The sequence below is a fragment of the Paenarthrobacter aurescens genome (assembly GCF_025421775.1).
Lineage (GTDB): Bacteria > Actinomycetota > Actinomycetes > Actinomycetales > Micrococcaceae > Arthrobacter > Arthrobacter aurescens_B.
This window is the reverse complement of sequence record NZ_JAOEFX010000003.1, coordinates 437,278-462,778: the sequence shown is the minus strand read 5'-3', so window position 1 is coordinate 462,778 and position 25,501 is coordinate 437,278. Positions and strand designations below refer to the sequence as shown.

Genomic DNA, 25,501 nt, shown 5'->3' with positions numbered 1-25,501 from the left:
GCTGGAATTAGCCTTCTACGGTGATGCCCATGGAGCGGGCGGTGCCTGCGATGATCAGGGCAGCTGCCTTAATGTCGTTGGCGTTGAGGTCTTCCATCTTGGTGGAAGCAATCTCCTCGACCTGGGCCTGGGTCAGCTTGGCAACCTTGACGGTGTGCGGGGTAGCCGAACCCTTGGCGACGCCTGCAGCCTTCTTGATGAGCTCTGCAGCCGGCGGGGTCTTGGTGATGAAGGTGAAGGAACGGTCTTCGTAGACCGTGATTTCCACCGGGATAACGTTTCCGCGCTGGGATTCCGTTGCAGCGTTGTACGCCTTGCAGAATTCCATGATGTTGACACCGTGCTGGCCAAGCGCAGGACCGATCGGCGGAGCCGGGTTAGCGGCACCTGCCTGGATCTGCAGCTTGATGAGGCCGGTGACCTTCTTCTTGGGAGCCAATGTAGGGTCCTTCTCTCAATATCTTCCTGGGGCGCAGGAGCGCGTCCCAGGTTTTTGGCCGCCATGGCGAGGCGGCCGGCCGCTCCCGAACTGCTAAGCAGGCAGGACTGGAGCGAAATTTTGGAATCAGCTAGATCTTGGTGACCTGGTTGAATGCGAGCGTCACCGGGGTTTCGCGCTCGAAGATCGAGACCAGCACCACGAGGGTCTGGGACTCGGGCTTGATCTCGGAGATCGTTGCCGGGAGGGTCTCGAACGGACCTTCCTTGACGATGACCGACTCGCCGACCTCGAAGTCGACGGCCACGGGAGCCTGGTTCTGCTTGTTGACCGGCTTGCCCTGCTCTGCCTGCTCTTCTTCGAAGACCGGGGCAAGCATGGAGAAGACCTCGTCGAGGCGCAGCGGGACAGGGTTGTGGGCGTTGCCCACGAAGCCAGTGACGCCGGGAGTGTGGCGAACGGCGCCCCAGGAGGCGTCGGTCAGGTCCATGCGGACCAAGACGTAACCGGGAATGCGAACGCGGTTGATGACCTTGCGCTGCGCATTCTTGATCTCGACGACCTCTTCCATGGGGACCTGGATTTCGAAGATGTAATCTTCCATGTCCAAAGTCTGGATGCGGGTCTCGAGGTTGGCCTTCACACGGTTTTCGTAACCGGCGTAGGAGTGGATGACGTACCAGTCACCTTCCTGGCGGCGCAGCTTGGCCTTGAATTCTTCGGCCGGATCGGCCGGCGCTGCAGCAGCGGCAGCTGCCAGGTGGTCGCCGTCGGACTCTACTGAAGCATCTTCTTCGTCGGCAGATTCGCCGGACGCGTCGTCAGACTCCCCGTCTACGTCAGCTTCGAAGTCTTCTTCGGAATCGTCGGCGTCGACGTCGGCAGATTCGGGCGCAGCGGAATCAACCTCGGACTCTTCCGCGACAATTGCCGTGGCGTCGGCTGAGTCCTCGGCGGATCCGCCCAGCTCAGTCTCGTTTACCTCGAGCTCCTGCTCAGACACTTGGTCTCCTGCTTCCTCATTGCCTAACATGCCTATTTAAATGGCTCAATTCCGCAAACCCCGCAAAATCCTTGAACTACCAAGGAATTTCACACAGTTTGCGGACAGATCCGCTTAGCGGTCCGTAGCGCCTGACCCGCCAAATACCCAGCTGGCTCCCGTCCCGAAGGCGATGTCCAGCAGGCTGACGATGAGCATCATGATGGCCACGAACACCAGCACCACGAGCGTGTAATTGATCAGTTCCTTGCGGGTGGGCGCAACGACCTTCTTCAGTTCACCAATAACTTGGCGGACGAAGAGTGCAATACGGGCGAAGAAGCCACGATCGGCTTTCTTGGCGGGACGGCCCTTCGAGCTGCTGGCAGCTGTTTCGGTCACCTGGTCCTCACTCACCTTGCAAAGTCGTTGACCCGACTCTGATCAGAGCCATGGTTGCTGCGCGTGCCCCGGCGTTTCCGCCGGGACAGCTTGCGCAGGGCAGACAGGACTCGAACCTGCAACCTGCGGTTTTGGAGACCGCTGCGCTACCAATTGCGCCACTACCCTATGGATCGAATCCATGTTTCAGGCCGCACTTCAGCCTGTGGTGCTTTTCAACACCGGTGAACCAGTCTACGCAAGAATTTCTCGATAGTCGAACCGGCTCGATTCCGGCTCTCCCAGCTGCAAAAGCCTGTGACCAGCAATATCAGTCACAAAGCCCGGCAAGCGCCCGGGAGGTCCGCAGAACAGCATAAGGTAGTTTACGTCGAATCCCATCATCCAGCCCACGAGCTGCCTGCGAAGAACGGTACATAGATGTCTGCCGGAACAACTACCGCCCGCATTTCACAGCGAATCTCCGCCATCGCCGAGTCCGCCACCCTTGCCGTTGACGCCAAGGCCAAGGCACTGAAGGCCGCGGGTCGTCCCGTGATTGGTTTCGGTGCCGGCGAGCCCGATTTTCCCACCCCGGATTACATCGTTCAGGCCGCCATTGAAGCCGCGAGCCAGCCGAAGTACCACCGCTACTCCCCCGCAGGTGGACTCCCGGAACTCAAGAAGGCCATCGCCGAGAAGACCCTGCGGGACTCCGGCTACAAAGTTGACCCTTCCCAGGTCCTGGTGACCAACGGCGGCAAACAGGCTGTGTACAACACCTTCGCTACCTTGGTTGACCCGGGCGACGAGGTCATCATTCCTACCCCGTTCTGGACCACATATCCGGAGGCCATCCGCCTTGCCGGTGGCGTGCCAGTTGAGGTCTTCGCCGGACCGGAGCAGGGCTACCTCGTGACGGTCGAGCAGCTTGAAGCCGCCGTGACGGACAAGACCAAGATCCTGCTGTTCGTTTCCCCCTCCAACCCCACCGGCGCCGTCTACAGCCCGGAACAGGTTGCCGAGATCGGCAAATGGGCCGCAGCCAAGGGCCTCTGGGTCGTCACCGATGAAATCTACGAGCACCTCACGTACGACGGCGTTGAGTTCACCTCCATCGCTACCGCGGCACCCGAGTTGGGCGACAAAGTTGTCATCCTCAACGGCGTGGCCAAGACCTATGCCATGACCGGTTGGCGCGTGGGCTGGATGATCGGCCCGGCAGACGTCATCAAAGCTGCCACCAACCTTCAGTCCCACGCGACGTCCAACGTCTCCAACATCATGCAGATCGCGGCCGCCGCTGCCCTCACGGGCCCGCTGACCGCCGTCGACGAAATGAAGGTAGCCTTCGACCGCCGCCGCAAGGCGATTGTCGCGGGGTTGAATGCGATCGAAGGCGTTGAATGCCCGACGCCGACCGGCGCCTTCTACGTCTACGCTGACGTCCGCGGCCTGCTGGGTAAGGAATTCGAGACCTCCAACGGTCCCGTCCGCCCGGCCACCTCGGCTGAACTCGCCACGCTCATCCTCGACGAGGTTGAGGTTGCCGTGGTTCCGGGCGAGGCCTTTGGCCCCTCCGGCTATGTCCGCCTGAGCTACGCGCTCGGCGACGAGGACCTGGCAGAGGGCGTCCGCCGGATCCAGGAATTCCTGGGCAAAGCCAAGTAACAACGGGCCGACGGAAACGCTCTTCCACCATGACGGGTGGAAGAGCGTTTCCGTTTAAGGGTGGGAAGTGAGGGAACGTCAAAGGAGGCGGCGCTCAGCTGCCCATTTGGTGAGTTCGTGGCGGCTGGAGAGCTGGAGCTTCCTCAGGACCGCAGAAACGTGCGTTTCCACGGTCTTGATGGAAATGAAGAGCTCCTTGGCCACCTCCTTGTAGCTGTACCCACGCGCGATCAGCCTCATGACTTCGAGTTCACGGGCGGAGAGACGGTCCAGTTCGTCGTCCGCGATGTCTGCTGGAGCGGTCCCGAAGGCATCCAGCACGAAGCCTGCGAGGCGCGGTGAGAACACGGCGTCGCCATCGGCCACCCGGATCACGGCGTCGGAAATTTCCTTGCCGGATATGGTCTTGGTGACATAACCCCTGGCGCCCGCGCGAATCACTGACACCACGTCCTCGGCAGCGTCGGAAACACTCAGGGCCAGGAAGCTGGTGGTCCCCAACAAAGCGGCCGATCCGGCAATGACTTCCCGGCCGCCACCGCCCAGCCCACCGGGAAGGTGCACGTCCAGGAGCACCACCTCCGGGCGGGTCCCAGCAATGACGGCTATGGCTTCTTCCACAGTTCCGGCCTCACCCACAACATGCATGCGGGCATCGAGGTCGGCTTTCAAACCGGAGCGGAATATCGTGTGGTCATCCACGATGACCACACGCACCGTGCGTCCTGCACCAGTGTCAGGATTGATAGTCATTGCTTCGCTTCTCCATTTCGCGCTTCGTTGTTCCGCTGCTCTCCGGCGTCGGCGTTTACTGACGGAAGTCCCAACCGGACTTCTGTTCCGTCGCTGCTGCTGGTGATGGTTGCGGTGCCACCGTGCCGCTTCATGCGGCCAATGATCGATTCCTTGACGCCCAGCCTGTCCTCCGGGACAGCATCAAGGTCGAAGCCGGGGCCCCGATCCTTAATGAAGATCTCGGTGCTGCCCGCGGTGCTCTCCAGATACACCGATACTGTTCCACCACCATGCCGGGCTGCGTTGAGCATGGCTTCCCGTGCCGCCTGGACCAAAGCCTCGTGCCGGTCCGTCATGTCGGTATCCCCCACGGTCACCACCTCTACCGCGTGGCCGTGGGAGTCTTCCACTTCGGCCGCAACGGATTTGATCCGATCAGCCAGAAGGCCCGATTCCTTGGCGGCATCGCTGAAGAGCCAGGCCCGGAGTTCGCGTTCCTGCGCCCTCGCCAGCCGGATCACGTCCTGTTCGGAACCGGCCCGTCGCTGGATGAGGGCCAGTGTCTGGAGGACGGAGTCGTGCAAATGGGCGGCTATCTCAGCGCGCTCTGTCTCACGGACGCGGCCCGCCCGCTCCGTTTCCAGGTCCTTCCAAAACTTCAGCCCCCATGGCAGCAGGACCAAGGCAACACCGCCAAGGACGGCGACGGATGCCAGCAATGCCAACCAGGTCTGTTCCCACGATCCCGAACCCGACACCATCACAAGGACACCGGCTACCACCAGGGCCAAGCCGGCTGCCAGGCGGACCCATCCACCCGCTTGGTCGGCCTTGGTCTTGTCCAGCAGACCTGCCCTGCGGGTTTCGTCCAGCTGCATCCACGCTATTGCCGCACCACCCAGGATGGCTGCGGCCGGTATCAGGGTTCCCAGGGGAACGTCCACGCCGAACTGGCGTGCGATCAGGATGGCGGCCACCAGGAGCAGTGCCGCGCCGAGCAGGATTTCCTTGCCGTACTGGATCCGGCGGAAGGAGAACCATGACGCCAAAGCGCTGCCACCCCACCAGTCATCAACGGAAGCAGCACCGTAACCGGACGAGGCACCCGCCTGGGCGGAGGATCCCCCGCCCGCCGGGCCGGCAGCGGCCGGGGCGACACCCCCCGACGGTCCGCCAGGCACCGCAGGCGCCGGACCGGCGTCGTACGCCTTTGATACCCAGGCGCCACCAACGCCGGCGGCCGGAACAGGCGGCAGGCTCACTGCGGGGGCAATGGGAGACGCCGGCCGGCGGGCATTGCGCTTGGCGCTCTCGTCCGCGGTGGGGACCATGGTCCACAGCCACGCGTAGAAGGCCACCCCTGCTCCACCGGCGAAACAGGCGAGGATCATGCCAAGCCGGACGAACTTGACGGGCCACCCCAAATGATCGGCCAGTCCACTGCAGACGCCCGCGATCATGCGGTCGCTGCTGCGGACCAGCGTGGGGCGTTGCACAGCGGTTGTCATGTACCAATCCAAACACGGATCAGGGTGACCCGGACCGGAAACCAGCGTTGTTCGGGGGTCCCTCAGGGATCATTCAGGGTATCCCCCAGTAGAGGGAAAGGGCGCCGGACGGCAGGATCGAAGTATGAACGCGAACAGCATGAACCCAGAAGAACCCGGGACGCCAGTCAACGCCGGCCCATCCGGCTCCAGCGCCCCCAGCGGCGCTTCCACCGGTGCCGCCGGTTCCGCTTCCGGGGCAACAGGAGAGCCTTCTGCCGGCGCATCTGCGGGGACGGGTCCCGGCGCCGGCAACTACACGCCAACCACCGACGTCCCCGGAACGTCCCAGCAGAACTTCTTCGACTGGATCCGCAGCCAAGGGATCCGCCGTGGACCGGACCGTTGGATCGGGGGCGTAGCAAGTGGAGTGGCCCACCGGTTCGGCATCGACCCGCTGATCGTCAGGGGCATCTTCATTGTCCTGGCACTCTTCGCCGGCGTGGGTGTCCTGCTGTACGGCATCGCGTGGGCACTCCTGCCCGAACCGGACGGCCGTATCCACGTGCAGGAAGCCGCTGCGGGCCGTTGGTCCGGGGGCATGACCGGTGCGTTGATCACAACCATCATTGGACTGCCGGGCCTGGGCCGCGGATTCTGGGGCTGGGGCTGGGACGGGCTTCCAGGCCTGTTCTGGACACTCTTTTGGATGGGCGGCGTCTTCTACCTCATCTACTTCCTGGTCCAACGCAATAAAGCTTCGAAGGGAACCCCGCCCATGGGGCAGCAGCAACACTACGCACCGACTCACGGCAGCAATACTGCCTACGGGACGCCTGCTTCCTATGCAGCCACGACTGCACCCACGACCACTGCCGGCACCAACACCGGCGTGCCTGTCTACGGTGCGGCAACACCTGGGACCAAACACCAAGGACGGCCCAATCCCGCCGGCGGCTACGGCTCCGGCCCTGTTCCGCCTTCGGGACCGTTCGACCCCACCGGCCCGCGCCCACCGTATGGTCCCACGCCCCCGCAAGGTTGGCAGCCCAAGCCCGCCACCCCCAAGCGCAAGGGCCCCGGTCCTGCGATCGTGGCCGTCTCTGCCGGCGCAGCGTTGCTGGCCGGCGGCACCTTGAAAGCGCTCGACGCCGGCAACGTCATTGAGTTGGGCAACTCCGCCAATGCCGTGGTCTGGGCCACTGGTGCAGCGGTGCTCGGCCTTGGCATCCTCGTGGCGGGACTGCGCGGCCGGACGTCGGGGTTCCTTGGCTTCCTCGCCGTGGTTGCCCTGATCATCGGCGGAATCTTCAACGTGGTCCCGAGGGGCGGAGACCGCTTCGCCTTCCACGACGTGAACTGGGCGCCCACCAGCCTGGAGCAAGCGCGGCAAGGCATCGATGTCACCGGGGCCAAGGGACTGGTGGACCTGAGCGAAATCACCATGACACCCCCGCTGGTTTCAGAGGTCCTGATTCCCGTGGATGCAACCGCCAGCAACGTCACAGTCATCATTCCCGACGACGTCCCCGTGGAGGTAAGGGCGGACATGACCTTCGGCAACCTCAACGAACGTGGCTCGGACCGCGGTGGCCGCCTCCAGGATGACAGGACGCTTTACAACACAGAAAAGCCCGGAGCCAACCTCGTGGTGGAAATCGATGGCACGTTCAGCAACGTCACCATCCAGGAAGGAAACTGACATGAGCACGAACGAACCAGGCAAGGCACGCGAGGCCCAACCCACAGAGGCGCTGCCCAAGGAAACACGCCCCACGGAGGCCCTCCCCAAGCCGAACCTCCAGCAGATCCCGCTGACGCCCAACCTGGAGCCCAGCTTCAAAGTGGAACACCCGGCCGACGAGGAACCCCAGCAAGCCCGGATCGGCACCGTGGTGTGGGGACTGATCGTCATCGCCTTGGCCGCCCTGATCGTCATCTCGACATTGGGCTGGGTGACGCTGAACGGCACCTATGTGCTGATCGGACTCATGATCGGCGCTGGCGCCGCCCTGGTGGTTGGCGGACTCCTGTCGGCCCGCAAGGGTTCCAAGAAAGTGACCACCACGAAGTGACAAAGCAACCACAACAGGGGAGTCTGTAGCCATGGACAAGTTCTTCAGCATCGTCAGGGGCTTCGGCCTGAAGCGTGGACCGCAACGCTGGCTGGGCGGCGTTTGCGGAGGAATCGCCGCAAAGCTCAGGGTAGACGTGGCATATGTCCGGGTCGCGTTCCTGCTGTTCTGCCTGCTGCCCGGCCCGGCATTCGTGGTCTACATTTTGGGCTGGCTCCTCCTGCCGGACCAGAACAACAAGATCGCGCTTGAGTCGTTCATCAGCCAGCGTTCCCGGTAGTTCACTCCAGTTCCCCGTAACGCATTGATGCGAAGCGCCCCGCCTGCTGGCGGGGCGCTTCCGTTGTTTTCGGCCAGGTTTCCAATACCGCACGGCATGGTTCAAAAGTAACCGTTTGTGTCCCACCCCACATGCCCGTCTACAATCATGGGGAGCTCAGCGTGGCGCTCTGCACGTATTCCTCCAAGCCATGAGTGAGCAAACATGAAAATTGGCATTCTTACCAGCGGCGGCGACTGCCCCGGCCTCAACGCAGTGATCCGCGGAGCAGTCCTCAAGGGCATTGCCATCCACGGCCAGGAGTTTGTTGGCTTCCGTGACGGTTGGCGTGGTGTGGTTGAAGGTGATGTCATCGACATCCCCCGCACCATGGTCCGTGGTATCGCCAAGCAGGGTGGCACCATTTTGGGCACCTCCCGCACCAACCCCTTCGAAAACGGCGGCGGCCCGGACGTCATCAAAGCCCACATGGAGCGCCTGGGCATTGACGCCATCATTGCCATCGGGGGCGAAGGCACCCTGGCCGCAGCCAAGCGCCTTACCGACGCCGGCCTGAAAATCGTTGGCGTCCCCAAGACCGTGGACAACGACCTCGACGCCACCGACTACACGTTCGGGTTCGACACTGCCGTCCAGATCGCCACTGAAGCGATCGACCGCCTTCGCACCACCGGCGAGTCCCACCACCGCTGCATGATCGCCGAAGTCATGGGCCGCCATGTCGGCTGGATCGCGCTGCACGCGGGCATGGCTGCCGGCGCCCACGCAATCCTGATCCCCGAGCAGAAGGTCAGCATCGAGGAAATCACCGAGTGGGTCCAGGAAGCCCACGACCGTGGCCGTGCCCCGCTGGTGGTTGTCGCCGAAGGCTTCGTGCCGGATCATATGGGATCCCCGCACTCCGAGCGCGGACTGGATACCTTTGGCCGACCCCGCCTGGGCGGGATCGCCGACCAGCTTGCACCTGAAATTGAGGCTCGCACGGGAATCGAAACCCGTGCCACCATCCTTGGACACATCCAGCGCGGCGGCGTCCCCACCGCGTATGACCGCGTGTTGGCAACGCGTCTGGGCATGGCCGCGATTGACTCGGTAGTTGCCGGCCGTTGGGGCACCATGGTGGCCCTGAAGGGAACTGACATCTCCCACGTAGGCTTCGAAGAAGCACTGGGAAAGCTCAAGACCGTTCCGCAGCACCGTTACGACGAAGCGTCGGTGCTGTTCGGCTAGTCGGCTAGGCTGAATTCATGACTCTCGAGCCCACGTCCGCTGCCATCATCCAGCTGGCGTGGGCTCGCCATTTGGGACTCGACGACGACGCTTTCGCCACCGCTGCGGACCGGCTTACGGGTTCGTCAACGGACCTGGGCGACCCCGCGCACCGCATCACCCGCGTTGACGAATCGGCGCGGGCGTTGGTCTTCCTGAGGCTCTTCGGGGTCTCGGCGTTGGTGGGGCCACAGTGGGCCCTGGACGCAGCAGCCGGGCTTCCCGACACAGAGCTCGCCCAGCACGTCACGTTGCTGACCCTGACGCGCTCACACGGCGGGCACGGGCTCGGGTCAACTGCATTGTTCTTTGCCGACGACTTGCCGCTGCAGCAGCCCGCCGAGGACCTCACGGTTTCACGGGGCAACCCTGAAGCCATCACTCTTGAAGGGTTATGCCCTCCGGATGACGTCAATGAGGTGGGCCTGCAAGGACTTGAGCACCGCTTCACCATCATGCACCCGGATGAGGAGCAGCCCACTCCGGTGGCCTGCGGCGCGTACTCAGAGTGGGAAGGCATCCTGGCCAACATGGGCGTGCTGGTTGGACCTCCGTGGCGTCGGCGCGGACTGGGTACGCTGGCTGCCTCCATCGCCGCCCACGAAGCCCTCGCAGCCGGGCTGACCCTCCAATGGAAGGCAGACGTCAGCAACACCGGGGCACTCGCGATGGCCCGCAGCCTTGGCTTTGCCACGGGCGGGCTCCACGCGAGCGTGCTCCTCGGCTGACTCCCCCGGAGTTTTTGTACAGATAACGCCCTTTTGGAGCCTTCTTAAGGGCATCAGGTGTACAAAAACTCTAGGTGTTGAGATCAGCCTTGGCGGTTTCCGCAGCGGAGCCGGCATTACCGCCCCACCCACTGACGGCCTTCGGCTTGCCAAAGAACAATGCCACGACGGCGCCCAGCAGAATCGCACAGGCGGGCAACAGGATGGACTGGCTCATCGCCGTCGAGAATCCTGCATGAAGGGCTTCCGGCAGTACGCCGCCCATGGAGACTTCGCCAACCGGTGCGCCAGCGGGGGCTGCGGGCAATTCCGCCGAGAGTCGCGACTGGATCAGGGCAGCGATGGCCGCTGAACCCAGGACAGCACCGATTTGGCGGGTGGTGTTGAAGACACCGGACCCAGCACCGGCTTGGCGTGGTTCAAGGTTGCGGGTGGTGGCGTTGGACACCGGTCCCCAGATGAAAGCGTTGGCAACACCCTGCAGCGCGCTGGGCAGCAGGAACATCCAGATAGGAGTATCCGGTCCCAGCAGGGCAGCAGTCCAGAACAGGGCTCCTGCCATGCACAGCAGGCCAAACGAGGCAAAGTACCGCGGGTTGGCGCGATCGATGAGCTTGCCTACGAACGGCGCCAGCGCACCGGAAATAACGGCCATGGGGATCATGAGCAGCGCCGACTGCGTTGGCGTCAGCCCGCGGACCGTCTGGTAATAGAAGATGGTGGGCAGCGGGAACGCGGTCACCGTGAATCCAACGGCCATGATGGTGCTGTTGCCCAAGGAGAAATTGCGGTCCTTGAACAGGCCAAGCGGCAACAGCGGTTCACCGCCACGACGTTCAAGCTGCCACTGCCAGACCACGAAGAGCACCAGGACGACCAGTCCCGTGATAATCAGGCCCCAGACTGTGACGAAGCCAGTGACCGTTCCCCACTTGTAGGTCTGGCCCTCTTGGATACCGAAGACCAGCAGGAACATGCCGACGGCGGACAGCACCACGCCGAGGACGTCGAATGAGTGCGTGTGGGTGGTCAATTTCGGTACGAAACGCATCACCAGGATGAAGGCCACGATCCCAATGGGGACGTTGACGAAGAAGATCCATTCCCACCCTAGGCTGTCAACCAGCACGCCGCCCAGGATAGGGCCAACCAGCACGGCCATGCCGGCGGTGGCGCCCCAAAGCCCCATGGCGGCACCGCGGCGATCCGGCGGGAAGATGCGCGTGATCACGGCCATGGTCTGGGGAGTCATCATGGCGGCACCCAGGCCTTGGACAGCGCGGGCTGCGATCAGCATGGTGACGTCACCGGACAGGCCGCACCACAACGATGCGAGGGTGAAGACCACAAGGCCGATCAGGTAGAGGTTCTTGGGACCGAACCGGTCCCCCAGCCTGCCGGTGATGAGCAGGGGCACGGCATAGGCCAGCAAGTAGGCACTGGTGACCCAGATGACGGCGTTGATGTCTGTGTTGAGGCCTTCCATGATTCGCGGATTCGCGACAGACACAATGGTGGTGTCGATGAGGATCATGAAGAAGCCCACCACGAGTGACCACAGCGCGGGCCACGGCTTAGCTACGTTTTCCAAGGGATTCCTTTGGCTTGTTTGAAAGTTCGGAGGGAGTTGCCAGGGGTTCGTCCCAGGGCAGCTGCCCGCTGCGCAACTCCTCGAGGAGGCCGCGGATCCACGCGATCTCCGTTCGGCGCATGGCTTGTTGGTAGGTGATGTCGATCCAGTATTTGCGGGCCAGCCCCTTGGCCGACACAGTTGCCTCTGCATGGACCAGGAACTCGAGGTCAGCGCTGAGTGCCAGCAGGCGTTCTTCCAGCAGCCCCATCACCACCGTTGCAGGCAGATGATGCGCCTCGGCAATGGCGTGCGGAAAGAGCGGGTACTCGTTGACGGGCGTGGACAGCATGGCTTGGAGCCGGGCGTCGAGAGCCTGGTGCCCGGCGGCGGTGATCCGGTATGTGGTCCGCTCGGGCCGGTTGCCTTCACGTTCGGTTCCTGTTGCCTCCACGAGCCCGTTATCCTCAAGGCGACCGACCGCGTGGTACAGCGTTCCAGGGCGCACTTTGACGAGCCGGTCTTCATGGCGGGCCATCAGCAATTGGTACATCTCGTACGGATGCATGGGCTCCTCTGACAGGAGCGCCAAGGATGCGACACCCAAAGGCGTCAGCTCTGCAGTTTTGGGCACAGCAGACCCCCTTCCACGAATCATATTCCACTACAACTATTCCACGTGGAATATATGGGTGCAAGTAAGCCCGGTCGCCACAGCGACCGGGCTACCCTCAATGCTCGTTTTAGTCCAGGAGGGCCATAATTTCAGACCGGGCAAACATGGCTGCAGCCTCGCGGGCGGTGGGCGTTCCGGCGTCGGGGTCTGCTCCCGCGTCCAGCAACGCTCTGGCGACACCCGTGTATCCCTTGAAGACGGCTCCTGCCAAGGGCGTCTGGCCTCGGTCATTGGTGGCATTGACGTCCGCTCCGTGGTGGACGATCAACTGCACAGCTTCCTCATGCCCATGGTAGGCAGCCAACATCAGCAAGGAATCACCGGCGGCATTGGTCAGTGTGGCCGGGGCTCCGGCATGCAAGTAGCCACGCAGCAATTCGGTGTTCCCCTCACGGGCGGCATCGAACAGGGCGTGGGCGAGGGCCAACGTTTCGTCGTCCGCACCCGTGGCAGGGCTGGCGGCCTCGTGACCGTTGGGCTGATTCTGTTGGCTCATCGGTGGGGTCCCTTCAGGAATCCGGTCTGGCGCCCGACAACCTGGCCGGCGTCGGGGGCGACGATCACTTCCTGGGCAGCGACATAAGGCTCCTCGCCGTCCATCACCGTCAGGGTGTCATCCGCTGAAACGGAGCGCTTGACCACGGCCAAAGCGACGGGTCCCATTTCGAAGTGCTGCGCCACCGATGTCAGAGTACCTACCTTGCGTTCTCCGGCAAATACAACACTGCCAACGGCGGGCAAGGTGTGCTGCGAACCGTCCAGCTGCAGGAAGACGAGGCGACGCGGCGGGTGGCCGAGGTTGTGGACACGCGCAATGGTCTCCTGGCCCTTGTAGCAACCCTTGTTCAGGTGGACCGAAGTCCTGAGGAGATCCAGCTCGTGCGGAATTGTCTTCTCGTCCGTCTCGGCACCGAGGCGGGGCCGCCACGCCGCAATCCGCAGGGCATCGGCCGCCAAGGCACCTGCCAAAGGCAAACCTTCCACTGCGTTTTCAAGCTCTGAAACCGGGACAAGGTACTCGAACCAAGGGCGCTCAAGGCCTGGGTGCGACTCTTCCGGGACAATGCTGTACGCGTAGCCGCCCGGGCTCACACGCGGCCACGGATCCTCCCACACCAAGCGGGACGACAACTGCTCCACAGGTTTGGTGGAACCCAGCACGGCCCACTGCCCGGAGACGTCCGTAATCTCGACACGAAGCATGAACTTCATCTTGTTCAGCCACTCGGCCAAAGGCACCGCTTCGGCGGTCTCCACTATCAGCCATGTGGTCTCGCCGTCGTCAATCACCCGGGCATCAAACTCAATGCGGCCCTGGACACTCAACAGCAACAGCTCGCTGGCGACGCCGGGCTGCAGGTTGGTGAGCTGCTGTGAGGACAAGGTGTTGAGCCAGCTTAGCCGGTCCGGTCCGGACACGGTCACCACTCCGCGGTGCGAAAGATCGACGACGGCGGTACCGGCTGCCAAGGCGCGTTGCTCACGCAAGGGCTCGCCGTAATGGGCCGCGACACCGGCATCCAGGCCGGTGTCCTCGACGGCGCCGGGGCGCGACAACAGAAGGCTCTTGTAAGTCATATGTAGTAGAAGTCCTTGAGGCTCAGCGGTATTCCGGGTTTTCGAAATCAAAACGGGTGCCCGCTTTCCATTCCTCCGGCAGGTTGCCGTAGGCAGGAATGCCCCCGGCATCGCGAAGGAGCTTGGCCATGTGGAGCAGGTTCCACGTCATGAAGGTGGTGTTCCTGTTAGTAAAATCACTTTCCGGACCACCTGACCCTTCGTCCAGATAGCTCGGTCCTGGGCCCACCGGACCGATCCATCCGGCGTCGGCCTGGGGTGGGATGGTGAAGCCGATGTGTTGGAGGCTGTACAGCACATTCATGGAACAGTGCTTGATGCCGTCCTCATTGCCTGTGATGAGGCAGCCGCCCACCTTCGGGTAGAACGCCCACTGGCCCTGGCTGTTCAGCTCACCGGAATGGGCATACAGCCGCTCGATGAGCTTCTTGGTCTGGGACGAGTTATCGCCCAGCCAGATGGGACCGGCAACCACCACGATGTCGGCATCCCGGACATCCGGATAGATCTCCGGCCACTCGTCCGTCGCCCAACCGTGCTCGCGCATATCCGGATAGACACCACTGGCGATGTCATGGTCCACGGTGCGGACAAGCTTGGTAGCGACGCCCTGCTTCTCCATGATGTCCCGGCTGATCCTGATCAGGCCATCGGTATTGCTGAGCTGCGGCGACGGTTTGAGAGTGCCATTGAAGAAAACGGCTTTGAGGCCCTCGTATCCGCCTGGCTTGAGGTCGGTGTTCACTTTCTGCTCCTTCTGCTGGTTGCTTATGGAACGTACGGTGAGGCCTCGGGTCAGGACACCTTGTGAAGGAACGCCGAGGCGTGCGCTTCCAGTGCTTTGCCGCTGGCAGCAACATCCCAGCGCCACAGGAGGTTCCCGTCAACCAAACCGAAAATCCGGGTGGCTGCGGTGTATTCCTTGGAGTGGCTGCCGCGCATCACCATGTCGGTGCTCAGCTGGATCTGGGGACCCTTGATCTGGCCATAGTAGAGCTCGGTGATACCGCCTGGGTGGGCGATCGACACGGAGATGTCAAAACCGCCGTCCTTGTTGCGGCGTTCCTCAACTTCATCGGCTGTCTTGAGGACGGGGACGATGTCGGCAGGAATGAGTCCCGGGCCGCCGTCGCCTTCCTGAAGTTTCCGCTCCAGAGCCCAGAACCCGGTCTCCACTGTCAACGGGCGCAACTTGGCGCCAGCGTCGTCGCTGAGCCAGGTCTCGGCCCTGTACTGCAAGTACGGAAGTCCGTTATGCGTGAAGGAGACATGCTGGACGAAATGCTCGGAATCCTCGTCACCACTACCTAGCCGGCCGCGACCTTCCCACTCACCAATGAGCCAGGAAAGGGGGACGAGTTCAGGCGTCAGATCTGTTGGGATCTCAATAGGCACAACGACTACCTCTGTTGGGCTGCAGGACCAAAAGGCTTACTTCTGACCCTTGAAAAGGCGGTAAACGACAAAACCCGCAAACCATGCCATGGCAACGCTGGCCAGGCCAAGGAGAACGAGGAAGAAAATTTCAAATGCGAGTACAGACATGATGCCATCCTAACCGTTAGTAGATGAGTAGTTTGTCTATGAAGTACGCCAGGGCACCCACTGCCCAGACGGGGGCCACGCCCATGCCTACTGCTGCTGGAATGTTAAGCCGTCCCCTCCGGAGAGTGGTCATCCGACGGAAGCACACCAGGACGGAACCAACCACAACGCCCACCAAGGCAGCGGGAAGGACTGCGATATCCGAAAATACCAGGCCCGCAAGCGGACCCATGAGTCCTGCCATCACAACACCGAGCGGAGCCACTATGCGGTCCGGCCAGCGGATGATTCCCACCAACAGGGCCACCGCAGCGCTCAGGCCGGCCACCAGGACCATTTCCCTGACGCCATTGAAACGGGCGCTGGCTATCCAGCCTGCGCCAAGGCAGTTCAACAGCACACCGGCGGAGCATCCAAGAGTGGATTCCAGGCGTTGGGCTTGCCCGGTGCCCCGGACGAGCTGGACGACAAACACTGCCATCACGCCGAGGGCGATGAAGGCGGGTGTTCCGTCCAGGAACCCCGGCGCAGGCATGTAGGCAGCAGTCACAGCCGAGCCTGCACCGGCCAGCCCAATGACTGACGCCAACGTTTTTTTGGCCGGGACGCCAAGGAAATGCGGCCAGCCGATCCCCACAGCCGCGGACGCCGCGATGCCTACGCCCACCATGGCTTCCCGGGAAACGAAGGTGCTGGCCACGATGGCTGCGAGCGCCACGAGTCCGAATACCCCGATGCTCCAAGACTTCACTGTGTGCCCGACCTCTATCCGATGCGCCTTACGACCTCTCGACAATCCTGCCTTAAGCTGGCCCAATATGTCGTAATTCCCGTGCCAGCCCGTCACGAATCCATGTGTCGCAGGGCACTGATGGGTATACTCAGACTTCAACGGCGCACTGTCTTGGCCTGAATCCCGTTACAACGGGCAGAGGCTGCCAATGCGCTGTGACCGACCGGTGAGACTCCGGTTTCGACGCCCGATGATGCGCGTAAAGCCCATTGGAGGAACTATGTCGCACATCCTGCTCCTGACGAACAGCACCGGCTCTTCGGTGGACATTTTGCCTGCCTTGGAGTTGCTGAACCACCGCGTGCACATCCTCCCGGCAGAGCCCACTGCACTGCTCGAAACCGATCCCACGGATATCGTCTTCCTGGACGCACGCAAGGATCTGGTGGGTGCCCGCTCACTGACGCAGCTGTTGAAGGCCACTGGCCTGAGCGCACCCCTCATGCTGATCCTCACGGAGGGTGGCATGGCTGCCGTCTCCTCCGCGTGGGCAGTCGATGACATCGTTCTGGACTCTGCAGGCCCGGCCGAAGTGGAAGCACGCATCCGCCTCGCGATGGCGCGGGCTGTCACCGGGGAAGAAGAGACCCAGACCGAAATCCGGGCCGCCGGCGTCGTCATTGACGAGGCCAGCTACACCGCACGCGTCAATGGCCAGCCGCTGAACCTCACATTCAAGGAGTTTGAGCTCCTGAAGTACCTGGCACAGCACCCGGGCCGGGTATTCACCCGCCAGCAGTTGCTGACCGAAGTCTGGGGCTATGACTACTACGGAGGCACCCGGACCGTGGACGTGCACATCCGGCGGCTCCGCGCCAAGCTGGGCGTTGACCACGAGAACCTGATCAGCACGGTCCGCAACGTGGGCTACAGGCTGACGCTTGTCCGGTTGCCGGACGACGAACTTTCCGAGGCCTGAACGTGCGCTGAGCCCACGTATCCGAACACACACAAAACATCCGAATACACAAAGAAGAGGCCAGGATCCCCACGGATCCTGGCCTCTTCTTTTGTTTCTTGGTGGAGGACATACGGGTCGAACGTATCGAGGCCACCCCACTGGTGGATCCCCCCTGTATCCAGCCGAAGCCGAATGAGATATTGAGACTACCGCCGTTGGGCCGGGACATCAAATCACAGGGCTTGCCCGGGGCGTATAGCCTTACATCATGAGTCACGCGCACCCGGAGAACTGGCCCGTACTGATCATCAACGGCGCGTTGGACGCCGAGCTCCTCAAGGACTTCAAGACCCTGGCCTCCGCCGCGGAGGAGTCCGACGGGAACCCTCCCCTGTCTGAACAGACGCTGGTAATGCTGCGGGGAGTCGATTCGGGCGATCACTCAGTGTTGTCTTTGGCTCTTTACGCCCCGGACGAGGATTCGGACCCGGCGACTGCCGAAGATCTGGCGGGGATCGCCGTCGTGGTCGAAGGGCCCGACGCTACTGGCGTGCTGGAGCTGGCCGTACACCCCAGCTACCGCAACCAAGGCGTGGCTGGAAGGCTCCTGGGCGCGCTGCAGGGCAAGCGAAGCCTCGACGGACTAAGCGCCTGGTCCCACGGCAACCATGAGGCCGCTGCCGAGCTGGCCACCCGCTTTGGTTACGGGCCGGTGCGGGAACTGTGGAAGATGCGGCTGATGTCTTCGGCCGCGTCGCTGCCCGACGCCGGGCTTCCGGACGGCGTCTCGCTCCGCGCCTTCGTGCCTGGCCAGGATGAGCAAGCATGGCTGGCGGCCAACCGGGCCGCCTTCGCCCACCATCCCGAACAGGGTGCCATGACCCTCGCGGACCTTGAGGCACGCGAAGCTGAAGACTGGTTCGATCCCGAAGGTTTTCTGTTGGCGGTCAACGCCGAAGGGGACCTGCTGGGATTCCACTGGACCAAGATCCATCCCCGCCAGGGCCCGCACCCGGCCATTGGCGAAGTGTACGTAGTAGGTGTGTCTCCGGCCGCGCAGGGTTTGGGCCTGGGCAAGGCTTTGACGGTTGCGGGAATTGAGCACCTTCAGAACCAAGGCCTGCACGCCGTGATGCTCTATGTGGACGCCGACAACGAGCCAGCAGCAGCCCTTTATCAGAAACTTGGCTTTGTCCGTTGGGACACCGATGTGATGTATGGGCCTTTAACCAAAAATTAACCTGGCAGGATCACCGGATGGAAAGCCGGGGACATCTTGGATTCGCGCACCGATTTTGCTTGTAATGTGGGAGGAAACCCCGTCCTGAGCTTAGGAGAACCCCATGCAGCCGGACCCCGTCGGCACCGCCGGATCCACCTCGAAGGGCGCAACATTGCCCCCGCGCTTCGGGTCCTCGGAAGTGCCGGCCTCGCGAGCCACCCAGGACCGCATCGATATACCCGAGTTCGCGCCGAGCCTGGAGCCTGAAGGGGACATCTCACCGGACCGTTTCCTGGACCGCGAGCTGAGCTGGCTGGCGTTTAACTCCCGAGTGCTGGAGCTTGCTGAGGATCCGGACCTTTTCCTGCTGGAACGCGTCAGCTTCCTGTCGATCTTCGCCTCAAACCTGGACGAGTTCTTCATGGTTCGGGTGGCTGGCCTCAAGCGCCGCATCGCGACGGGCCTGGCCGTGCCCTCCCCCGCAGGGCTGAGTCCCATCGAAGTACTGGAGCAGATCAGCGAAGAGGCCCACAGGCTTCAGGAACGCCATGCCAGGGTCTTCGCCGAGCAGATTCGCCCGGCACTGGCCTACGAGCACATCCACATCATGCACTGGCATGAACTGGATGATGATGCCCGCCACCGGATCAGCATCATGTTCCAGGAGAAAGTCTTCCCCATCCTGACCCCACTTGCAGTGGACCCGGCACACCCGTTCCCGTACATCTCCGGCCTCTCCCTGAACCTCGCCGTCATCGTGAGCAATCCCATCAGCGACAAGGAGCTTTTCGCCCGTGTCAAGGTGCCGGACCAGCTCCCCCGCCTCATTTCCGTGGACGGTCCCCGCGCTGGCGCCATTCCCGGCCGGGTGGCCCGGTTCATCGCTTTGGAAGAAGTCATCGCGGTCCACCTGGACAAGCTTTTCCCGGGCATGGAAGTCCTGGAGCACCACACCTTCCGGGTGACCCGCAACGAGGATCTGGAAGTAGAAGAGGACGACGCCGAGAACCTTCTTCAGGCTTTGGAGAAGGAACTGCTGCGTCGGCGCTTTGGCCCGCCGGTGCGACTGGAAGTCACCACGGACATCAACCCGAACATCAAGGCTCTGCTGATCCGTGAGCTCGGGGTTGAAGAGTCCGAGGTCTACTCGGTTCCCGCGCCCTTGGATCTCCGTGGACTGTCAGCCATCAGTGCCATTGACCGCGCTGATCTGCACTACCCCAAGCACGTCCCGCACACGTCGCGGTACCTCAACGAGTCCGAGACATCGAAGGCCGCCAACGTCTTTGCCGCGATGCGCCGCCGGGATATCCTGCTCCACCACCCGTATGACTCGTTCTCCACCTCCGTCCAGGCCTTCCTGGAGCAGGCGGCCGCGGACCCCAAGGTGCAGGCCATCAAGCAGACCCTGTACCGGACCTCAGGTGACTCCCCCATTGTTGATGCCCTGATTGATGCCGCCGAGGCAGGCAAGCAGGTCCTGGCCCTCGTGGAGATCAAGGCCCGCTTTGATGAGCAGGCGAACATCTCCTGGGCGCGCAAGCTGGAGCAAGCCGGCGTTCACGTGGTGTACGGCATCGTGGGCCTGAAAACTCACTGTAAGTTGTCTTTGGTTGTTCGACAGGAAGTGGATGGCCTCCGCCGCTACTGCCACATCGGCACCGGCAACTATCACCCGCGGACGGCCCGCTACTACGAAGACCTTGGCCTCCTGACGGCCAACGAGCAAGTGGGCGAGGACCTGTCCAAACTGTTCAACCAGCTCTCCGGTTACGCCCCGAAGTCCACGTTCAAGAGGTTGCTAGTTGCGCCGCGATCGGTGCGGGCAGGTTTGATGGACAGGATTGAAGCCGAAATCCGCCATGCCCAGGCCGGTGCTCCCGGATTGGTGCAGATCAAGGTCAACTCCATGGTGGACGAAGCCATCATCGATGCCCTTTACCGGGCTTCGCAGGCCGGCGTGAAGGTTGACGTCGTGGTGCGCGGCATCTGCTCCTTGCGCCCCGGCGTCCCGGGACTCAGCGAAAACATCAGGGTCCGTTCCGTTCTGGGCCGCTTCCTTGAACACTCACGCGTCTTTGCCTTTGGAAACGGTGGCGAGCCCGTGGTGTACATCGGCTCCGCCGACATGATGCACCGCAACCTGGACCGTCGCGTGGAGGCACTGGTTCAGTTGGCCAGCAAGGAAGACACAGCTACTGTCATGGACCTGCTGCGCCGCTACGTTGACGACGGGACCGCCAGTTGGCACCTGGACAACAGCGGACACTGGACCAGGTTCCACTTGGACGAGGATGGCAAGCCGCTCCTGGACATGCAGTCCTGGCTCTTGGAGTCGCGTTCACGGCAGCGCGCATCGGCCCGGCGGTAGAGGAACCACTTGAACAGCGATACCCCCGTGGCGGATCAATCAGACCACCCCGGCGAGCCGGTGGCCGTTATAGCCGCCGGCGCCATTCCCTGGCGGATCAACAAGGGTGCCCTTGAGGTTCTCCTGATCCACCGTCCGCGTTACGACGATTGGTCGTGGCCCAAAGGAAAACTCGACGCCGGCGAAACGGTTCCCGAGTGCGGGGCCCGTGAAGTGTGGGAAGAGATTGGCCTCCAGGCTCCGCTGGGCATACCGCTCCCGGCGATTCACTACCATGTAGCCGCCGGTTTGAAGGTGGTCCGGTACTGGGCCGTCAAGGTCAACGGAGCACAGCTGAAGCCGGACGGCAAAGAGGTAGACAGTGTCATGTGGTGCAGCCCTGACCGTGCGGCCTCTTTCCTGAGCAACCCTACGGATGTGGAGCCACTCGAATACCTCGGGAAGGCCCACGTCCGCGGCGAGTTGGACACCTGGCCGCTGGTGCTGATCCGCCACGCCAAGGCGAAGCCCCGGTCCTCGTGGACCAAGGCCGAGGGCGACCGGCCCCTGGCAGCCACGGGCCAGCGCCAGGCGGTTGCTGTCCAGCGTCTTCTGGAAGTGTGGAAGCCGCAACGCGTGGTCACCAGCCCCTGGACGCGTTGTGTTGCCACTATCGCGCCATACGCCAAGGCCAGCGGGGCCAAGGTGAAACTGGTGGAGGCCCTCACGGAGCACAACCACCAACGCTCTCCCAAGAAGACCGCTGCAGCCGTTGAGGCCTTGTTCGACAAGCAGGTGGCCATCGCGGTGTGCACCCATCGACCGGCGTTGCCCACGGCGTTGAAGCAGTTGGGCCAGCATATGTCCCAGGCCCTGCGTGCCCTGCTTCCTGTTGCCGACCCGTATCTCTCGCCCGGCGAAGTGATCGTTTGCCAGGTGGCACGGGGATCCGAACGCAAGATTGTGTCCGTGGAACAGGTCAAGCCTTTCGACGACTGATGCCATAAGCGGCTTGACCCTCACAGCTTTGTATCAGTAGTTTGATACAAAAGATGTGGGGGTCTTGCCGTGGTCGTTCTGCCAACAATGTATTTCCTGGGACCGGTAGTCGGTGCCATCATCGTGTACTTGTTCCTCCGGATGCAGGTCTGGTCCAAGCCGGATGCCCAATCCGTAGCCTCACACGGACTCTGGGTGGGCATCATTGGTTGGATGGCCAGTTCCCTGCAGGGTGCCATGAGCGCCGGAATCATCCGGGCGAATCCCCTGGGATCAAGCGCTCCTGCAACTCCGGACCAGATCGCCAACGCACTCGCCTGGCCGATCGTTGCCAGCCTGGCCGTCCACGCGCTCGGTCAGCTGAGTTACCCCGCGCCGAAGGCACCACGCCGTTACGCAGAACTGAAGGTCCGGAGGATCGGGGACTTCCTTCCCCGCAAACTTGCTTGGACCACGGCTGCCATCTTCGGCTACGCAGCTTTGGCCATCGCTTGGATCGCAGCCTTGCCGGCACACGCCCCGGTCCCGCCTACGCCACCGGGCCTGGAGCCCCCTGTGGACAACGGCTATATGGGCCAAGGGCAGGACGGCCGGATTCCGGGCCTGGAACTGGCCCTATGGCTCGGCGGGTCCTTGCTGGTCCTGGCCATGGGAACGTGGCTGGTGCTCCTCCTTATTGCCCGGCGTCGCCAATTGGAAACGCTTGACGGCGATGACAACCGAACGCTCCGGACAATAGCCACTAACCGGCTGCTACGGACAGTGGCAACCATCGCTGCCGGGCTTGCCACCGTCGCCGGCAACTTCGCATCACAGCCGGCACCCGGCGTGATGTGGCAGTCGTCCTGGTTCAACGTGCTGGGACTCATCAACATGGTGCTGCTCCTCATGATGTGGTGGTGGCGGGTTCCCGAACTGCCGTCGCTGCTCAAGGCCACCAAGACCACGAGTGCCGCCACGCTCCGCGCCGATCCCCGAACCCACCGGGCTGCGCGGCTCAGCATTTCGATCGGAGCAGCACTGGGCATGCTGGGCGGGCTGGCGCTGGTGGCGGGTTTCGCCGCGATCCTCCTCCCGGGGAGACCCCCTGAAACCTGGGCTTTTCCATCCATGGTCGGCTTGGTGGCAGTGGTTCTCTTGGCCGCCATCGCTGCGGGCGAGCTCCTGACCGCCAAAAACTACGGGTCGTCCGACGCTCCCAAAGAGTGGCCGCGGCAACCCGTCTCCAAGGGTCTGCTTTCCTTTGCGATCGGCAGCAGCCTGGTACTGGCCGTGGCCGTTGCCTTCGCTGTGGCCGGCGAGGTGCAGCCATTTGGGCCCAAGGTCTGGCCGGCAGCGGTTCTCGTCTCCGTGGTGGTCGCGCTGGCCGGCGCCGGAGCAATCCTTGCCGTGCGCCGCCGTCGTGGTATCCGCGAAACGGGCGGCAACGCAGGGCTGGACACCGCGCTCCGGGCCATCAGCATGTACAGGATCGTCCGGACCTTGGCAGCGTATTGCCTGGGGCAGGCCGCCGTGCTGCTGATCAGTACCGGCAACGCCTGGTACGGAGTGTTCCCGTCCGCGTCTGGACCGGATCCGATCGGCCCCAGCCCACTCCCCACGATCGGCATGGTCCTGGCCGTCATCGCGGTCATCGTCGCCGTGACGCCGGTGCGGAGCCTGTTCCGGACCATCCCCCGTGGCCAGCCTGCCAAGCAAGGAGAGCACGCACAATGACTGCCGGGATCACGGTGGACCTATCGGATCCCGTCCCGCCGTATGAGCAGATCCGCCGGCAGCTCAGTTCTCTGATATCCGTCGGCCTGCTGGAACCCGGAAGCCGACTGCCCACAGTCCGCAGTTTGGCCGCGGACCTGGGCATCGCCGCCGGCACCGTGGCCCGCGCCTACAAAGAACTCGAGCAGCAGGGATTGATCGAATCACGACGGCGGAACGGGACCATCGTCGTCGGCCCGCCTCAGGCGCCGGACGGCACTGTTCGCGCGGACGCGGCGGTGATATCCGCCGTCGACGGCTTGATTCGGACCGCACGCGACGCGAGGGTGAGTGACGAAACGCTCATTGATCTCCTTCGAGGAAGGTTGGCAAGTAAGCTGGACTCGTGAGCATCCCCACCCCTTATGAAGACCTCCTGCGCGACGTCATGGCCAACGGCACGCACAAGTCGGACCGCACCGGAACCGGAACGCGCAGCGTTTTTGGCCGTCAGTTGAGGTTCGACCTTGCCGGGAGTTTCCCGCTGATCACCACCAAGCGGGTCCACTTCAAGTCCGTTGCAGTAGAGCTCCTGTGGTTCCTGCGCGGCGACTCGAACGTGAAATGGATGCAGGACCAAGGGGTCTCCATCTGGGACGAATGGGCGGATGCCGACGGCGAACTCGGTCCCGTGTATGGCGTCCAGTGGCGCAGTTGGCCCACCCCCGACGGCGGCCACATCGACCAGATCTCCGAGGTCATGACCAGCCTGGCAGCCAACCCCGATTCGCGCCGGCACATTGTGTCCGCATGGAACGTGTCCGAGCTTAAGGACATGGCGCTTCCCCCGTGCCACGCGTTCTTCCAGTTTTACGTTGCGGACGGCAAACTGTCCTGCCAGCTGTACCAGCGCTCCGCGGACACGTTCCTGGGCGTCCCCTTCAACATTGCCTCGTACGCCCTGCTCACCCGCATGGTTGCCCAGCAGCTGGGACTCGAGCCCGGCGAATTCGTCTGGACCGGCGGCGACGTCCACGTCTACGACAACCACGTGGAGCAGGTTGCCGAGCAGCTCAGCCGCGAACCGTACGAGTACCCGCAGCTGAAGATCCTCAGGAAGCCGGACTCGATCTTCGACTACACACTGGACGACTTCGAGGTTGTGGACTACCGCCACCACCCCACCATCAAGGCCCCGATCGCGGTATGAGCACTTCGTCTTCCGACGTTCCGGCCCAGCTCCCCGGCGTCCTTTTCACCCAGGAAACCGCTGCCAAAATGACGGGCATCGGCATGATCTGGGCTCAGACCAGATCCGGCGTGATCGGCAAGGATGGCGCCATGCCGTGGCACCTGCCTGAAGACATGAAGCACTTCAGCCAGATCACCACGGGACACCCCGTGATCATGGGCCGCAGGACGTGGGAGTCATTCCCGGAAAAGTACCGTCCGCTCCCGGGCCGCACCAACATTGTGGTGACCCGCAACGAAGAGTGGGCGTCCACGCCCGAGGCGGAAGGCGCCGTCGTGGTTTCCTCCCTGGATGCCGCACTGCTGGAGTCGCAATTCGCCCCTGGCGGCCAGAAGGTGTGGATCGTTGGCGGCGGCGAAATTTATCGCCAGTCCATGGGTATCGCCAACCTGGCGGTCATCACCATCATTGACACCGATGTGGAGGGCGACACCTATGCTCCCGAGCTTGGTGATGAGTGGACCTTTGACACAGTGGCGCCGGCCGAGGGCTGGCTGACCGCCAAGAACGGCACAAACTACCGGTTCACCACGTGGCGCCGGTCAGAAAGCTAGGAAAGCCTGCATGCTGAAGAAACCTGAAACCCTGTTCGTGCTGGGCTATATGCTGCTGCCGCTGTTCGCGCTGATTTCGGCCATTGTGGGACTGACCATGATTCTGGGCGGCAACCGCATTGCGGGGATTGTCGTCCTGATCGTTGTTACGCAGGTGTTCACGTTTGGCGCGTTCTTCGCCTTGCGCAAGCGCAAAGCACTTTTGCTGCAAGAGCCCGACGCCGGCCAGTAGCCTCTGCGGTCGGATGACGGAGCGCTGTGGCGAATGCCGCCGTCGTACGTTCCGGTCGTGACGTAACCAACAGCGGCTCTGCGTCCC

General features: G+C 62.9%; 27 protein-coding genes and 1 tRNA gene. 15 read left to right on the top strand and 13 right to left on the bottom strand.

The features are described 5' to 3' along the window. Nucleotides 1-7 precede the first annotated feature (7 nt). The 4 genes from rplK to N7568_RS08245 all read right to left on the bottom strand — a co-directional run bounded on the left by rplK (nt 8) and on the right by N7568_RS08245 (nt 1,991). Nucleotides 8-439 carry a 50S ribosomal protein L11 gene (gene rplK / locus N7568_RS08260; protein WP_011775609.1) on the bottom strand — a complete coding sequence of 144 codons (432 nt, stop codon included), beginning with the start codon at nt 437-439 and terminating at the stop codon, nt 8-10. Nucleotides 440-569: 130 nt separating this feature from the next. Next, nucleotides 570-1,442: a transcription termination/antitermination protein NusG gene (gene nusG, locus N7568_RS08255; RefSeq protein WP_261609396.1), complete on the bottom strand. Its 873-nt coding sequence runs from the start codon at nt 1,440-1,442 to the stop codon at nt 570-572. Nucleotides 1,443-1,556: 114 nt separating this feature from the next. Next, a complete protein-coding gene (gene secE / locus N7568_RS08250; protein ID WP_261609395.1) occupies nt 1,557-1,838 on the bottom strand; it encodes a preprotein translocase subunit SecE in 282 nt (93 codons plus the stop codon). An 80-nt stretch (nt 1,839-1,918) separates the two neighbouring features. Further along, nucleotides 1,919-1,991: transfer RNA gene (locus tag N7568_RS08245), tRNA-Trp, on the bottom strand. 252 nt (nt 1,992-2,243) lie between these two features. Between N7568_RS08245 and N7568_RS08240 the strand changes: the two genes are divergently transcribed. Beyond that, on the top strand, nt 2,244-3,473 hold the full coding sequence (locus N7568_RS08240) for a pyridoxal phosphate-dependent aminotransferase (RefSeq protein WP_261609394.1): 1,230 nt from the start codon (nt 2,244-2,246) through the stop codon (nt 3,471-3,473). Between the two features lie 78 nt (nt 3,474-3,551). Here N7568_RS08240 and N7568_RS08235 read toward each other — a convergent pair whose 3' ends face one another. Together N7568_RS08235 and N7568_RS08230 are read right to left on the bottom strand one after the other, a co-directional pair. Beyond that, on the bottom strand, nt 3,552-4,226 hold the full coding sequence (locus tag N7568_RS08235; RefSeq protein ID WP_261609393.1) for a LuxR C-terminal-related transcriptional regulator: 675 nt from the start codon (nt 4,224-4,226) through the stop codon (nt 3,552-3,554). Then, a complete protein-coding gene (locus tag N7568_RS08230) occupies nt 4,223-5,716 on the bottom strand; it encodes an ATP-binding protein (protein WP_261609392.1) in 1,494 nt (497 codons plus the stop codon). The genes N7568_RS08235 and N7568_RS08230 overlap by 4 nt, the downstream gene beginning before the upstream one ends. A 124-nt stretch (nt 5,717-5,840) precedes the next feature. Here N7568_RS08230 and N7568_RS08225 point away from each other — a divergent pair, with 124 nt between their 5' ends. From N7568_RS08225 to N7568_RS08205, 5 genes are all read left to right on the top strand, one after another. Continuing rightward, nucleotides 5,841-7,397, top strand: coding sequence for a PspC domain-containing protein (locus tag N7568_RS08225; protein ID WP_261609391.1), 1,557 nt, complete (start codon nt 5,841-5,843; stop codon nt 7,395-7,397). Between the two features lies 1 nt (nt 7,398). After that, nucleotides 7,399-7,770 carry a hypothetical protein gene (locus N7568_RS08220; RefSeq protein ID WP_261609390.1) on the top strand — a complete coding sequence of 124 codons (372 nt, stop codon included), beginning with the start codon at nt 7,399-7,401 and terminating at the stop codon, nt 7,768-7,770. A gap of 31 nt (nt 7,771-7,801) precedes the next feature. Further along, on the top strand, nt 7,802-8,050 hold the full coding sequence (locus tag N7568_RS08215) for a PspC domain-containing protein (RefSeq protein WP_142938347.1): 249 nt from the start codon (nt 7,802-7,804) through the stop codon (nt 8,048-8,050). A gap of 204 nt (nt 8,051-8,254) precedes the next feature. Further along, nucleotides 8,255-9,280, top strand: a complete 1,026-nt coding sequence (locus N7568_RS08210) for an ATP-dependent 6-phosphofructokinase (RefSeq protein WP_261609389.1) — start codon at nt 8,255-8,257, stop codon at nt 9,278-9,280. A 17-nt stretch (nt 9,281-9,297) separates the two neighbouring features. Continuing rightward, nucleotides 9,298-10,047: a GNAT family N-acetyltransferase gene (locus tag N7568_RS08205; protein WP_261609388.1), complete on the top strand. Its 750-nt coding sequence runs from the start codon at nt 9,298-9,300 to the stop codon at nt 10,045-10,047. A gap of 70 nt (nt 10,048-10,117) precedes the next feature. Here N7568_RS08205 and N7568_RS08200 read toward each other — a convergent pair whose 3' ends face one another. The 7 genes from N7568_RS08200 to N7568_RS08170 all read right to left on the bottom strand — a co-directional run bounded on the left by N7568_RS08200 (nt 10,118) and on the right by N7568_RS08170 (nt 16,167). After that, nucleotides 10,118-11,638 carry a DHA2 family efflux MFS transporter permease subunit gene (locus N7568_RS08200; protein WP_261609387.1) on the bottom strand — a complete coding sequence of 507 codons (1,521 nt, stop codon included), beginning with the start codon at nt 11,636-11,638 and terminating at the stop codon, nt 10,118-10,120. Next, nucleotides 11,622-12,251 (bottom strand): PadR family transcriptional regulator, encoded by a 630-nt coding sequence (locus N7568_RS08195; protein WP_261609386.1) that lies wholly within the window; start codon nt 12,249-12,251, stop codon nt 11,622-11,624. The genes N7568_RS08200 and N7568_RS08195 overlap by 17 nt, the downstream gene beginning before the upstream one ends. A gap of 109 nt (nt 12,252-12,360) precedes the next feature. Further along, nucleotides 12,361-12,789, bottom strand: coding sequence for an ankyrin repeat domain-containing protein (locus tag N7568_RS08190; protein WP_261609385.1), 429 nt, complete (start codon nt 12,787-12,789; stop codon nt 12,361-12,363). Continuing rightward, a complete protein-coding gene (gene ygfZ, locus N7568_RS08185) occupies nt 12,786-13,871 on the bottom strand; it encodes a CAF17-like 4Fe-4S cluster assembly/insertion protein YgfZ (protein WP_261609384.1) in 1,086 nt (361 codons plus the stop codon). Before ygfZ ends, N7568_RS08190 begins: the two co-directional genes overlap by 4 nt. A 22-nt stretch (nt 13,872-13,893) precedes the next feature. After that, nucleotides 13,894-14,616 carry a flavodoxin family protein gene (locus tag N7568_RS08180; RefSeq protein WP_261609383.1) on the bottom strand — a complete coding sequence of 241 codons (723 nt, stop codon included), beginning with the start codon at nt 14,614-14,616 and terminating at the stop codon, nt 13,894-13,896. A 50-nt stretch (nt 14,617-14,666) separates the two neighbouring features. Beyond that, nucleotides 14,667-15,266, bottom strand: a complete 600-nt coding sequence (locus N7568_RS08175) for an FABP family protein (protein ID WP_261609382.1) — start codon at nt 15,264-15,266, stop codon at nt 14,667-14,669. A 166-nt stretch (nt 15,267-15,432) separates the two neighbouring features. Beyond that, a complete protein-coding gene (locus N7568_RS08170) occupies nt 15,433-16,167 on the bottom strand; it encodes a permease (RefSeq protein ID WP_261609381.1) in 735 nt (244 codons plus the stop codon). Nucleotides 16,168-16,429: 262 nt separating this feature from the next. Between N7568_RS08170 and N7568_RS08165 the strand changes: the two genes are divergently transcribed. The 9 genes from N7568_RS08165 (at nt 16,430) to N7568_RS08125 (ending at nt 25,414) form a co-directional block, all read left to right on the top strand. Then, entirely contained in the window at nt 16,430-17,128 is a 699-nt protein-coding gene (locus N7568_RS08165; protein WP_090817688.1) for a winged helix-turn-helix transcriptional regulator, read from the top strand. A 250-nt stretch (nt 17,129-17,378) separates the two neighbouring features. Beyond that, a complete protein-coding gene (gene mshD, locus N7568_RS08160; protein WP_261609380.1) occupies nt 17,379-18,350 on the top strand; it encodes a mycothiol synthase in 972 nt (323 codons plus the stop codon). A 103-nt stretch (nt 18,351-18,453) separates the two neighbouring features. After that, the gene (locus N7568_RS08155) at nt 18,454-20,703 is read left to right on the top strand and encodes an RNA degradosome polyphosphate kinase (protein WP_261609379.1); all 2,250 of its coding nucleotides are present in this window, start codon (nt 18,454-18,456) and stop codon (nt 20,701-20,703) included. A gap of 9 nt (nt 20,704-20,712) precedes the next feature. Continuing rightward, nucleotides 20,713-21,681: an NUDIX hydrolase gene (locus N7568_RS08150; protein ID WP_261609378.1), complete on the top strand. Its 969-nt coding sequence runs from the start codon at nt 20,713-20,715 to the stop codon at nt 21,679-21,681. A gap of 69 nt (nt 21,682-21,750) precedes the next feature. Further along, complete coding sequence (locus N7568_RS08145; protein ID WP_261609377.1) at nt 21,751-23,397, top strand: hypothetical protein; 1,647 nt, start codon at nt 21,751-21,753, stop codon at nt 23,395-23,397. Continuing rightward, a complete protein-coding gene (locus tag N7568_RS08140) occupies nt 23,394-23,786 on the top strand; it encodes a GntR family transcriptional regulator (RefSeq protein WP_261609376.1) in 393 nt (130 codons plus the stop codon). Before N7568_RS08145 ends, N7568_RS08140 begins: the two co-directional genes overlap by 4 nt. Then, entirely contained in the window at nt 23,783-24,586 is an 804-nt protein-coding gene (locus N7568_RS08135) for a thymidylate synthase (protein ID WP_261609375.1), read from the top strand. The genes N7568_RS08140 and N7568_RS08135 overlap by 4 nt, the downstream gene beginning before the upstream one ends. Then, nucleotides 24,583-25,182, top strand: coding sequence for a dihydrofolate reductase (locus N7568_RS08130; RefSeq protein ID WP_261609374.1), 600 nt, complete (start codon nt 24,583-24,585; stop codon nt 25,180-25,182). Before N7568_RS08135 ends, N7568_RS08130 begins: the two co-directional genes overlap by 4 nt. Nucleotides 25,183-25,192: 10 nt before the next feature. Then, complete coding sequence (locus N7568_RS08125; RefSeq protein ID WP_261609373.1) at nt 25,193-25,414, top strand: NF038396 family protein; 222 nt, start codon at nt 25,193-25,195, stop codon at nt 25,412-25,414. Nucleotides 25,415-25,501 lie beyond the last annotated feature (87 nt).